Origin of the sequence: Saccharothrix sabaoui (assembly GCF_051756985.1) — a bacterium.
Taxonomy (GTDB): domain Bacteria; phylum Actinomycetota; class Actinomycetes; order Mycobacteriales; family Pseudonocardiaceae; genus Actinosynnema.
The window spans coordinates 146,010-158,293 of the sequence record NZ_JBPKJK010000002.1 but is presented as its reverse complement, the minus strand read 5'-3'; the positions used below and the strand labels follow the sequence as shown (position 1 = coordinate 158,293).

General features: G+C 75.6%; 8 protein-coding genes. 4 read left to right on the top strand and 4 right to left on the bottom strand.

Annotation, left to right across the window (positions count from 1 at the left end):
• Positions 1-15: 15 nt before the first annotated feature.
• A complete protein-coding gene (locus tag ACR807_RS01490) occupies positions 16-1,401 on the bottom strand; it encodes a carbohydrate-binding protein (RefSeq protein ID WP_438919322.1) in 1,386 nt (461 codons plus the stop codon).
• Positions 1,402-1,605: 204 nt separating this feature from the next.
• Here ACR807_RS01490 and ACR807_RS01485 point away from each other — a divergent pair, with 204 nt between their 5' ends.
• Complete coding sequence (locus ACR807_RS01485) at positions 1,606-2,424, top strand: DUF4253 domain-containing protein (protein WP_438919321.1); 819 nt, start codon at positions 1,606-1,608, stop codon at positions 2,422-2,424.
• A gap of 4 nt (positions 2,425-2,428) precedes the next feature.
• Here the strand turns inward: ACR807_RS01485 and ACR807_RS01480 are convergent, their stop codons facing one another.
• Entirely contained in the window at positions 2,429-4,093 is a 1,665-nt protein-coding gene (locus ACR807_RS01480) for a bifunctional 3'-5' exonuclease/DNA polymerase (RefSeq protein ID WP_438919358.1), read from the bottom strand.
• A gap of 105 nt (positions 4,094-4,198) precedes the next feature.
• Here ACR807_RS01480 and ACR807_RS01475 point away from each other — a divergent pair, with 105 nt between their 5' ends.
• A complete protein-coding gene (locus ACR807_RS01475) occupies positions 4,199-6,916 on the top strand; it encodes a tetratricopeptide repeat protein (RefSeq protein WP_438919320.1) in 2,718 nt (905 codons plus the stop codon).
• On the opposite strand, the gene ACR807_RS01470 is transcribed toward ACR807_RS01475, so the two are convergent.
• Both ACR807_RS01470 and pruA read right to left on the bottom strand, forming a co-directional pair.
• Complete coding sequence (locus ACR807_RS01470) at positions 6,903-7,826, bottom strand: proline dehydrogenase family protein (RefSeq protein WP_438919319.1); 924 nt, start codon at positions 7,824-7,826, stop codon at positions 6,903-6,905. The genes ACR807_RS01475 and ACR807_RS01470 overlap by 14 nt on opposite strands.
• 4 nt (positions 7,827-7,830) lie before the next feature.
• Positions 7,831-9,456 (bottom strand): L-glutamate gamma-semialdehyde dehydrogenase, encoded by a 1,626-nt coding sequence (gene pruA / locus ACR807_RS01465; protein ID WP_438919318.1) that lies wholly within the window; start codon positions 9,454-9,456, stop codon positions 7,831-7,833.
• Between the two features lie 127 nt (positions 9,457-9,583).
• Between pruA and ACR807_RS01460 the strand changes: the two genes are divergently transcribed.
• Positions 9,584-11,125 carry a PucR family transcriptional regulator gene (locus tag ACR807_RS01460; RefSeq protein WP_438919317.1) on the top strand — a complete coding sequence of 514 codons (1,542 nt, stop codon included), beginning with the start codon at positions 9,584-9,586 and terminating at the stop codon, positions 11,123-11,125.
• Between the two features lie 32 nt (positions 11,126-11,157).
• The gene (locus tag ACR807_RS01455) at positions 11,158-12,192 is read left to right on the top strand and encodes a fatty acid desaturase family protein (protein WP_438919316.1); all 1,035 of its coding nucleotides are present in this window, start codon (positions 11,158-11,160) and stop codon (positions 12,190-12,192) included.
• Positions 12,193-12,284 lie beyond the last annotated feature (92 nt).

Here is a 12,284-nt window from a genome sequence, read left to right as displayed (position 1 = left end):
CGGCCCGCCACGCCGTCACGTGCCGAACCGGACCCAGTTGACGCTCACGAACGCGCTCGGCTGGCCGCTGGTGAACGTGACGTACACGTCCTGCGTACCGCCCACCCCGGCGATGTTGGCCGGGATCGTCCGCCAGCTCTGCCAGCCGCCGGTGTTGCCGACGGCGAAGCTGCCGATCGGCGCGGCGGTCGGGCTGCCCAGCCTGACCTCGACGAGCCCGCTCACGCCGCCCGCCGCGCCGGACGCCACGCGCGCCACGAACTGCGTGGCCGTGCGCGTCCCGAACCGCGTGCCGGAGAACCGCAGCGAGTCGCCGTTGCGCAGCTGCGCCACCGCCTGGCCGCCCTCGGCCGCCTCGACCGAGCCGCCGCTGCGGGAGGTCGCCGACTCGGCCTGCATGTCGGCGAACGCGTCCCACCCGCTGCCGCCCGGCGTGGTCGTGGTCGTCGTAGTGGTCGGCTGGGTGCCGCCGCCGGCCGACCACACGGCCACGTAGTCCACCACCATCGAGTGACCGGGGACGGTGGCCGCGGTGGGCGTGCCGAAGCCCGCGACGCCGTTCGGGAACGCGCCGCCCATCGCCAGGTTCAGCAGCAGGAAGTAGCCCGCGTGGCCGGTCATGTTGTTCCACGTCGTCGCGTCGAACTGGTTCTGGTTGACGCTGTGGAACTGCTGGCCGTCCACGTACCAGCGCAACGCCTTCGGGCTCACGCTCTCGTCCCACTCGAACCGGTACGTGTGGAACGCCGACTGGCACGAGGAGCCGGGGCACGCGCGGCTCGCGCCGAGGCCGTTCGTCTCGTTGCACGGCCCGCCCGGGTTGACGCCGCAGTGCAGCACGCCCCACACCGAGTTGATGCCGTTGACGTTCTCCATGATGTCGAACTCGCCGATGGCGGGCCAGTTCCAGTAGTTGCCGCGGTAGGGCTGGCCGAGCGCCCAGAACGCGGGCCAGTAGCCGAGCGCCGCGTCGCCGGTGACGTTCGGCATCTGGATGCGGCCCTCGATGGCGAGCTTGCCGCCGGCCGGCGGCTTGAAGTTCGCGCGCTGCGTCTCGACGCGCGCGGAGGTCCAGTTGCCGGCCCCGTCGCGCAGCGCCGTGATCCGCAGGTTGCCGGCGCCGTCGAGCTTGATGTTGTTGGTGGAGTTCGTGTAGTCCTGGATCTCCCCGGTGCCCCAGTTGCCCGGACCGCCCGGGTAGCCGTGGCCGAGGTCGAAGATCCAGTTCGAGGACGACGGCAGGGTGTTCGCGGCCCCGGTGAAGTCGTCGCTCCACTGGAGCGTCCAGCCGGGTGGGGTGGGCGGCACGGACGCGTCGGCCGACATCGTGGCGACGACGGCGAGCGGCACGGCCGTGATCACGGCGGCGGCGGTCGCGAGTGCGCGCCGTCGGCGGCTCATGCTGAGCACCATGCGCGGTGACCTCCTTGTCACTGTGTCCTGCTCGTGGGTGCTGCGCGCGACGGACCTTCATGAGAGCGCTCTCACAATGATCGTTCAAGGGGCTGATCGGCCGAACACGCGCGCATCCGCCGTGCCGGACCCCGAATCCCGGTCCCCCCGTTCCGGACCCGGGCGCCGGGCCGCGCGCCTACCATCCCGCTCGTGATCACCGAGCCGCCGCTGCCCGAGGACCTGAGGGCGTTGTTCGCCGACGACGCCGCCGGCCGGACCCTGTCCGTGCCGCTGCCGCCCGGCCGCGCCGTGCGCCCGGAGGACGGCGGCCGGCCCGCGTTCTGGCTCGGCGACGGCCCCGCGCCGGCCGGCCGGTGGGGCGCCCTGCGCGCCGGGCACGCCCGCTCCGGCCTGTGGCCGCTGCTCCTCGACGCCCTCGACGACGAGGACGAGGAGTACCGCCCGTGGGGCAACGGCGAGGTGGAGCCGGGCGCGATGTCGTCACCCGGCGCGCACGACCCGGCCGAGCTGCTCGCGACCTGGTGGGCCGAGCACGCGGCCGACGAGGACCCCGCCACCACCGCGCCCCACGACCGCTGGCCCGGCCGGGCGACCGCGCCCCGGGGCACCGCCGACCCGGGCCGCGTCGCCGACGACCTGGCCGAGGCGCTGCTCGCCGGCCACCCGTCGCTGCGCCTGGGCCTGGTCGCCGCGGACCGGGGCGCCGACGCGCTCGCCGTCGCCGGCTGGACCGGCCCGGCCAACCACGTCGGCGACACGGCGCAGGTCTCCGCCGTGCTGCGCGACTGGGAGGACCGGTTCGGCGCGCGCGTCGTCAGCGCCGGGTTCGACACCCTCCTGCTCGGCGTCGCCGCGCCGCCCACCACCCGGGAGGAGGCGCTGGCCGTCGCCGCCGAGCACTTCGCGCTCTGCCCGGACAACGTCCGGCAGGGCGGGGCCCCGAACACCCTCGCCGCCTACGCCGACCGCCTCGTCGGCGACCACTCGTGGGTGTTCTGGTGGGACTGAGCCCTCACTTGGCGTCCGCGTAGGTGTCCACCGGCACCGCCTTGAGCGGGAACTTGACCGGCGTGCCGGGGAAGACCAGGTCCGACGCCTCCTCGCCCGCCGCGACGACGTTCGCCGCCACCCGGTCCGCCTGCTCCGCCGGGCAGTGCACCAGCACCTCGTCGTGCTGGAAGAAGACGAGGTGCGCCTCCGGCGTGTCCTGGTGCAGCCGCCGGCGCAGCGCGCCCAGCAGCGCCGCCGTCCAGTCCGCCGCGCTGGCCTGGACCACGAAGTTGCGCGTGAAGCGGCCCCAGTCCCGGGCCGCCCGGCGGGAGCGGCGCAGCGAGTCCTCGTCGTCGTCCGCGCTGCCGGTGGTCTCGCGCCAGGCCGCCGACGGGGACGGGCTGGTCCGGCCCAGGCGGGAGCGGACGATCCGGCCCTGCTCGCCCGCCAGGGCCGCCGCCTCCACGTACCCGACGGCCTTCGGGAACCTGCGCCGGAGCACGGCCATCGCGGGCGCGCCGTCACCGCCCGTGCCGCCGTACATGGCGGACAGCATCGCGAGCTTCGCCCGGCCGCGGTCGCCGTCGAACGCCTCGGCGGCCAGCGTCGTGTAGAGGTCGTCGTCGGCGGACACGGCGGCGAAGTCGGCGTCCTCGGCCAGCGCCGCCAGCACGCGCGGCTCCAGCTGGGCCGCGTCGGCGGCGACCAGCTTCCACCCCGGGTCGGCGCGGACGGCGGTGCGCAGGACGCGCGGGATCTGGAGCGCCGCGCCGCCCCGGGTGGCCCACCGGCCGGACACCACGCCGCCCACCACGTAGTCGGGGCGGAAGCGGCCGTCGGCGACCCAGGTGTCCAACCAGGACCAGCCGTGCGCCACCCACAGCCGCGCCAGTTCCTTGTAGGCCAGCAGGGGTTCCACCGCCGGGTGGTCGACCTTCCGGAGCGTCCACGCGCGGGCGGACGGGACGTCGATGCCCTCGCGGGCGAACGCGCGCACGATGCCGGGCGGGTGGTCCGGGTTGACGGGCTTCCCGCCGAACGCGGCCGTGACGCGGTCCGCCAGCTCGGCCAGCACGCGGGGCCGCGCGCCCGGCGCGGGGCGGGGGCCGAGGGTGTCGGCGAGCAGCCGCAGGTGGACGTCCTCGCGCCACGGCAGGCCGTGGTGGGTCATCTCGGCGGCGGCGAGGGCGCTGGCGGACTCGGCGGCGAACAGCAGGCGCAGGCCGGGGTGCCCCAGCTCGGCGGCCCTGGCCCGCTGCGCCGCCCAGACCTCGACCACCGCGCCCAGCGGGTCCGCGTCGCCCGGCAGGGCCTCCCGCTCGGGCTCGAAGAGGGTGGGCTGGCTGGTGCGCTTGCGCGGCCCGTGGTCCTCCGGGACGGGCAGGCCGCGCAGCCGGGCGACGGCGGCGGCCAGCCCGCGCGGCTCGTGGTGGCGGTCCTGGTGGGCCAGCAGCAGGTGCTCGGTGTGCGCGAGGTCGTGGCAGCGCTCGACGCGGGCGCCGCGCGCCAGCAGCGCCGGGTACACCTCGGCGGTGGCGGGCCACACCCACCGGGGGCGGTGGCGCGCTTCGAGGTCGCGGACGGTGGCGGCCAGGTCGGTCGTGCGCACGACGGGGCCCGAGGGCGTGCCCGCGTCGGAGAGCGGGCGCACCTCGCCCGCGTTCTCCGCGTGGGACACCAGGGCCATGAGCACGTCCGGATTGTGCAGGGCGGGACCGACAGTCACCCGGCGGAGCGGCCGGTCACGGGCGGTCACCCGATCGTGCAGCACATCGCCGGGCACTATGTGCGGGTGGACCGCACCCTGTCGCCCGGCGAGCTGCTCGACCCGCGGCACGAGGTGGTGCCCTTCCTCGGGCGCGCCCGGGAGGTGGCGGCGCTCACGCGGTGGCGGGACGGCGGCGGCGCGCGGTCCGTGCTGCTGCTGCACGGGCCGGCGGGGGTGGGCAAGACCCGGCTGGCGGCGCGCGTCGACGGGGTCCGGGTGGTCGACGACGCGGACCTCGTGCCGTGGCGCGACCTGCACGACCTGCTGCTGGAGGGCCGGGACCGGGTGCTGCTGGCGGCCCGCACGACGGGCTGGTGGTGGTCGGCGGTGCGGCAGCGCGCGGCCGACCTGGGCTACGCCGCCGAGGAGCTGGCGCTGGACGGGGGACCGGGGCCGCACGACTTCGCCGCGGTGTGCGCGCACGTCGCGGACGCCCTCGGCCTGCCGCCCGCCGCCGACGTGCCCGCGTTACCGGGGGCGACGTTCCACGACCTGCACGTGGCGGCGGTCGCGGCGGTGCACGGCGCGGCCCCCGACGACGACCCGGCCGAGCTGGTGCGGCGGGTCATGAGCGCGGACCCGGTCCCGGCGCGCGGCCGGTTCGCCGAGGACGTGCTGGCCGTCGCGCTGCTGGACGACCGCATCGCGCCCGAGCCGACCGCCGACGCCCTGGGGACGCTGCTGCGCGCCGCCGACCGCTGGCCGCACGTGCTGCGGCGCGCCGACGAGCTGTTCACCGCGGACCCCGGCCTGGTGGCGGTCGCGCCGAGCGCCGCCCTGCGCGCCCTCGTGGAGCTGGGGTCGCCGACGTCGGCGCGGGCGGTCGCGCGGCACGTGTTCCACGACCCCCGCTTCCACCGCGACCCGCTGCCCGCCGTGCTGACGCGCGCCCTGGTGGACGACCTGGCCCCGGTCGTGGGGCCGCTGGAGCTGGCCGAGCTGCACGGCGCGCTGGCCGCGCGGGCCGCGCTCGCCGGGTTGCGCGAGGAGGCGCTGGAGGCGTCGCGGCACGAGGTGGAGCTGTACCGGCGCGCGGCGGAGGACGACCCGGAGCACCGGTCGTCGCTGGCCGACGCGCTGGGCGACCTGGGGTTGCGGCTCGTCGCGCTGGGCCGGGCCGGGGAGGCGCTGGCGGCGGCGGAGGAGGCGGTGCGGCTGCTGCGGGCCGTGGTGGCGGGGGACGCCGACTACGCGCCGCGCCTGGCGGCGGCCCTCGACCAGCTGGGGGTGCGGCACGCGGCCCTCGGGCACCGGGAGGAGGCGCTGGCGGCGGTGGCCGAGGCGGTGGCGCGGTGCGGCGAGCTGGTCGGGCTCAACCCGGCGCTGTTCGGGTCGGAGCTGGCGAAGGTCACGCACCACCACGCCGTGCGGCTGCTCGACGTGGGGCGGCGGGAGGAGGCCGTGCGGACCGCGCGGCTGGCCGTCGTGCGCTGGCGGGAGGCGGCGGAGGGCGATCCCCGGTTCGAGCCCGAGTCGGCGCGGGCGCTGCGCTCGATCGCGTCCCTGCTCGCGGTTGCCGCGGGGGCCGACGACGAGGTGGACGGCACGCCCGGCGGGTCGCTGTTCGGCGGGGCGGCGTTGGGCGGGGCGGGAGCGGATGGAGCGGCGGCCGGCGGGGCGGCGTTCGGTGGAGCGGCGGCCGGTGGAGCGGGAGCTGCTGGGGCGGCGGCCGGTGAGGTGGCGTTCGGCGGGGTGGCGGCCGGCGGCGACGGGGTGGCGGTCGACGGGGCGGGTGTCGTCGCGGCCGGCGGGGCGGGTACCGGGCTGGACGAGGCGTTGGCCGCGGTGGGGGAGTCGGTGGCGCTGCTGCGCAGGCTGGCCCGCGCCAACCCGGCCGACTTCGAGCCCGAGCTGGCGTCCGCGCTCGGCGAGGCCGCCGCGCTGCTGCGCCGCCGGGGCCGGTCCGCCGAGGCGCTGACCGCGTCCGAGGAGGCCGTCCTGGTGCGGCGGCACGTCGCGCGGCACGGCGAACCCGAGGCGGTGGCGCGGCTGGCGGCGGCCCTCGTCGAGCAGGTCGACCTGCTGGTCGGCCCGGAGCGGTCGGCGGTGGCGGAGGAGGCGGCTGAGCTGCCGCGGCCCCTGGCGGCGCGGTCGCCGGCGTGCCGGGTGGCGTTCGCGGTGGCGCGGGCGCGGGTGGCGCGGCTGCTGCTGGAGGCCGGCCGCGACCACGAGGCGCGGCGCGTCGTGGACGAGGTGGTCGCGCTCGACCCGCGGCTGCCGCGACCGGTGCTGGTGGCGCGGGGGCCGGGGCTCGCGTCCGCGCTGCACGCCCTGGCCGGGGCGCTCGCCGGACGCCGGGACGGCGAACGGGCGCGGCGGGTCGCGGAGCGGGCGGCCGGGGTGTGGCGCGACCTGCTGGGCCACCACCGCGCCGCGCCGGCCGCGTACGCGGCGGCCGTGCACCGGGCCGCCGAGCACGCCGGCGACGACGGCCCGGCCCGGGCGCGGATGGCGGTGCTGGTGCGGCACCTGGCGCACGCGCCCGAGGAGCTGGCCGCCGACATCGGGTACGCGGAGGCGTTGTCGCGCTACGCGCACCGGTGCGCCGAGGCGGGTGCCGAGGTCCACCGGGCGCTGCTGCCCGCGCACCGCGCGGTGGTGGTGCTGCGGGCGGCGGGCGCACCGGCGGAGGTGGTCCTGCGCGCGGTCGCGGTGGTGGACGACGTGGTCCGGGCGCACGCCGACCCGGAGGCGGCGCGCGCCCGGCTGCGCGACGAGGTGGAGCGGGTCAGCCCGTGGTGACCAGGGACCGCAGGAAGAACGCCACGTTCGCCGGGCGCTCGGCCAGCCGCCGCATGAAGTAGCCGTACCACTCGTCGCCGTAGGGCACGTACACGCGCATCCGGTTGCCCGCCGCGGCGATGCGGTGCTGCTCGTCGGGCCGGATGCCGTAGAGCATCTGGAACTCGTAGGTGTCGGCCGACCGGTGCGCGGCCAGGTCGTGCGCGATGGCGATGAGCCGCGGGTCGTGCGAGGCGACCATCGGGTAGCCCTCGCCCGCCATCAGCACCTTCAGGCAGCGCACGTACGACAGGTCGACGTCCGCCTTGTCCTGGAACGCCACCGACTCGGGCTCCTTGTAGGCGCCCTTGCACAGCCGCACGCGCGACCCGGCGTGCGCCAGGTCCCGGCAGTCCTGCTCGGTGCGCCGCAGGTACGCCTGGAGCACCGCGCCGACCCACGGGAAGTCGACGCGCAGCTCGCTCAGGATGCCGAGCGTGGAGTCCGTGGTGGTGTGGTCCTCCATGTCCAGGGTGACCGTGGTGCCCACCGCGCCCGCCGCCGCGCAGATGCGGCGGGCGTTCTCCAGGGCGATCTTCTCGCCGTCCGAGGGCAGGAACTGGCCCACCGCGGACAGCTTCACGGACACCTCGGCGCGGTCGGTGTGCCCGGCGGCCTCCAGGCGGCGCAGCAGGTCGAGGTACGCCTCGACGGTGGCCGCGGCCTGGTCGGCGTCGCGGGTGTCCTCGCCGAGGTGGTCGAGGGTCACGTAGCGGCCGTCGGCGAGCACCTCGCCGGTGGTGGCCACGGCGGCGTCCACGTCGTCGCCGGAGATGAAGCGCCTGACGACGGGCTTGGTCAGCGGCGTGCGCTCGACGAGGCCGCGGATCGACGAGGAGCCAGCGGCGGCGAGCAGTGCGGAGCGGAGCACGGCGTCACCCCTGGTGCGGGTAGCGGGACGACGTGGGGGCCACGAACGTCTCCTTGATGGAACGGGGGCTGACCCAGCGCAGCAGGTTGTGGATCGAGCCCGCCTTGTCGTTGGTGCCCGACGCCCGGCCGCCGCCGAAGGGCTGCTGGCCGACGACCGCGCCGGTCGGCTTGTCGTTGACGTAGAAGTTGCCCGCGGCGAACCGCAGGTCCTCCTGCGCCTTCACGACGGCCTGCCGGTCGCGGGCGATGACCGCGCCGGTCAGGGCGTAGGGGGCCGCGTTCTCCATCTGCTTCACGACGGTGTCGTAGTCGGCGTCGTCGTAGACGTGCACGGCCAGCACCGGGCCGAAGTACTCGGTGGTGAACACCTCGTGGCCGGGGTCGGTGCCGAGCAGCACGGTCGGCCGCACGAAGTAGCCCTCGGAGTCGTCGGCGGTGCCGCCGGCCGCGATCTCCAGCTTGTCGTCGTCACGGGCTGCGGTCAGCACGCCGGAGAGCTTGTCGAACGAGCGCTTGTCGATCACCGCGCCCATGAAGTTCGAGAAGTCGGTGACGTCGCCCGTCGTCAGCGACTCGACCTCGGAGATCAAGTCGTCCTTGACCCGGTTCCACACCGAGCGCGGCACGTAGGCGCGCGACGCGGCGGAGCACTTCTGGCCCTGGTACTCGAACGCGCCGCGGACCAGCGCGGTGCGCAGCACGTCGACGTCGGCCGAGGGGTGCGCGAGCACGAAGTCCTTGCCGCCGGTCTCGCCGACGACGCGCGGGTACGAGCGGTAGCCGGCGATGTTCGCGCCGACCTGGCCCCACAGGTGCTGGAACGTCTTCGTGGAGCCGGTGAAGTGGATGCCCGCGAGGTCCGGGTCGGCCAGCGCCACCTCGGACACGGCCAGGCCGTCGCCGGGCAGCAGGTTGATCACGCCCGGCGGCAGGCCGGCCTCTTCGAGCAGGCGCAGGGTGAGGTGCGCGGCGAAGCTCTGCGTGGGCGACGGCTTCCACAGCACCACGTTGCCCATCAGGGCCGGGGCGGTCGGCAGGTTGCCCGCGATGGCGGTGAAGTTGAACGGCGTGATCGCGTAGACGAAGCCCTCCAGCGGGCGGTGGTCCGTGCGGTTCCACACACCGGGCGAGGACTGCGGCTGCTCGGCCAGCAGCTGCCGGCCGAACGAGACGTTGAAGCGCCAGAAGTCGATCAGCTCGCAGGCGGCGTCGATCTCGGCCTGGATCGCGGTCTTGGACTGGCCGAGCATGGTGGCCGCGTTGAGGGTGGCGCGCCACGGGCCGGCCAGCAGCTCGGCGGCGCGCAGCAGGATCGCGGCGCGGTCGTCGTAGGACATCGCGCGCCACGCCGGGGCGGCCTCCTTGGCGGCGGCGATGGCGTCGCGGGTGTCCTGCCGGGTGGCCCCGTGCAGGGTGCCGAGGACGGCGCGGTGGTTGTGCGGCTGCACGACGTCGAAGCGCTCGCCGCCGCCGACGCGCTGCTCACCCCCGATCGTCAGCGTCAGGTCGAGGGGCTCCTTGGCCAGCTCGGCCAGCTTCGCCTGCAGCTGCGCGCGCTCGGGGGAGCCGGGCGCGTAGCTGAGGACGGGCTCGTTCACCGGTGCGGGCACCCTGGTCACGGCATCCACGAGCAGCTCCTTCGGACGAAAAACAGGGGGTACCCCACGGTAGGACCGCCGACACGGCCCCCCGTTGTCCAAGCATCTAGGCTTGGCCCTCCGCAGTTGTGGGATCGGACAAACGGGGTTGGCGGCGATGAGCCTGCGCCAGGTGTTGATCGCGGTGGGCGACCCGCTCGTCGAGGTGCAGGCCGCGCCGCGCGGGCTGGAGGGCGACGTCCTCGACGTGGTGATCCTCGACCCCGACGACACGCCCGACGTGCGGCCGGGGGACCTGGTGCTCGTCGTCGGCGCACGGGGGCGCGCGGCGCTGCCGCTGGTCAGGGCGGCCGGGGTCGGAGGAGCGGTGGCCGTGGCGGTCAAGGTCGACGCGCCCTCGCCGGTGCTGCGCCAGGCCGCCGCCGACGCCGGGGTGGCCCTGCTCGCGGTGCGCCCCGAGGTGCGGTGGGAACAGCTCGAAGCGCTGGTCAGGGGCGTCGTGCAGAACGCGAGGCTGACCGCGGACGCGGGTGCCGCGGAGGTGCTCGGCGACCTGTTCGGGCTCGCCCAGACCATCGCGTCGCTGACCGGCGGCATCGTGAGCATCGAGGACACCGCGAGCCGCGTGCTGGCCTACTCGCGGTCCTCCGACGAGGTCGACGAGCTGCGCCGGCTGTCGATCCTCGGCCGCCAGGGGCCCGAGCCGTACCTGACGATGCTCCGCGAGTGGGGCGTCTACCAGCGGTTGCGCTCCGGCGAGGAGGTCGTGCGCATCGACGAGCGCCCCGAGCTGGGCATCCGCCGCCGCATCGCGGTGGGCGTCCACGCCGGGCCCCAGCCGCTCGGCACGATCTGGGTGCAGGAGGGCGACACGCCGCTGACCGAGCAGTCCGAGCGGGCGCTGCTCGGCGCGGCCCGCGTCACCGCCCTGCACCTCGTGCAGCAGCGGGAACCCGCAGCCGCGTTCCGGGAGAACCTGCTGGCCTCGCTGCTCGACGGCCGGATGGACGCCGGGTCGATCGCCGAGCAGATCGGCGCCGACCCCGGCAAGCCCGCCGCCGTGGTGGTGTTCGCGCTGCGCGGGCAGGAGCACGCCGACCGCACCCAGCACGAGCTGCGCCGCGCCGAGATGACGAGCCTGATCTCCGTGCACGCCGCCGCCTACCGCCGCACGGCCCTGGTGAGCAGGCAGAACGGCCGCACCTACGCCCTGCTGCCGGACCTGCCGCCGAAGGCCCCGCTGCTGGCGCTGACCCGGGAGGTGGTGACCGCCGCGCGCCGGCACATGGGGCTGGTGGTGCAGGCCGCCGTCGGCTGCACGGTGCCCGCCGTCGACGAGGTCATGGTCTCCCGGGAGGAGGCCGACCGGGTGCTGGACGCCATGGCGCGCGACCTCGACGCCGACGTGGCGACCCTGGCCGACGTGCGCTCGCGGGTGCTGGTCGGCGAGACCCTGGCGCTGCTCGCCGAGCACCCGCGCGTCCGCGACCCGCGCCTGGACCTGCTCGACCCCGACCTGGCCAGGTCCCTGCTGGTCTACCTCGACGAGTTCGGCGACGTGAAGGCCGCGGCGGCCCGGCTGCACGTCCACCCGAACACGCTGCGCTACCGGATCAGGCGGGCCGCGGAGGTCGGCGGGTTCGACCTGGGCGACCCGCTGCTCCGGCTGTTCGCGCAGCTGCAACTCAGGCTGACCTGAGGCGGGTGCCCTCCGCGCCGTACCCTCCGGGAGTGAGCACCCAAGCCCGCGGCAGCGACTTCGCTGAATTGTCCAGGTTGGTCAAGCAGCAGGGTCTGCTGGACCGGCGCATCGGTTTCTACGTCCTGTACCTGGTCGCCGCGGTCGGCGCACTGGCGCTGTCCGTGGCGGCCATGGTGCTGATCGGTGACTCGTGGTGGCAGCTCGTCGTCGCCGCCGTCCTCGCCGTCGTCTTCACCCAGATCGCGTTCCTGGGGCACGACGCGGGCCACCGGCAGGTCTTCGCCGACGGCCGCGCGAACCACACCACCGGCCTGCTGCTGGGCAACCTGCTCGTCGGCGTGGGCTTCGGCTGGTGGATGGGCAAGCACAGCCGCCACCACGCCAACCCCAACCACGAGGACGAGGACCCCGACGTCGACATCGCCGTCCTCGCGTTCAGCGCCGAGCAGGCCGCGCGCAAGCGCGGGTTCTTCCGCTGGGTCGTCAAGCGCCAGGCGTGGCTGTTCTTCCCCCTGCTCCTGCTGGAGGGCTTCAGCCTGCACATCATCAGCACCGCCGCCGCCGCGCGCCGCGAGGTCAAGGGCTGGCGGCTGGAGCTGGTGCTGCTGGCCGCGCACGTCGTCGGCTACCTGTCGCTGGTGTTCCTGACCATGTCGCCCGGCAAGGCCCTGGCGTTCATCGCGATCCACCAGGGCCTCTTCGGCGTCTACATGGGCATCTCGTTCGCGCCGAACCACAAGGGCATGCCGGTGCTCCAGGCCGGCCACCAGCTGGACTTCCTGCGCAAGCAGGTGCTGACCTCCCGCAACGTCACGGGCGGCTGGTTCACCGACTTCCTGCTGGGCGGCCTGAACTACCAGATCGAGCACCACCTGTTCCCGAGCATGCCGCGCCCGAGCCTGCGCCACGCGCAGGCCCTGGTCCGCGAGTTCTGCGAGCGGCACTCGGTGTCCTACGCCGAGTGCGGCCTGTTCAGGTCCTACGGGTACGTGCTGAGCTACCTGCACGAGGCGGGAGCTGAACTGCGCGGTACGGGAAAGCTCGCTCCAGCAGGGTCCAGGTAGTGCTGGTCGCCAGGTAGACCCCGGCGGCAGCACGGCGGCGACCAGCACCGTGCCGAACGGCAGGAGCCGCAGCAGCCCGGCGAAGGGCGGCT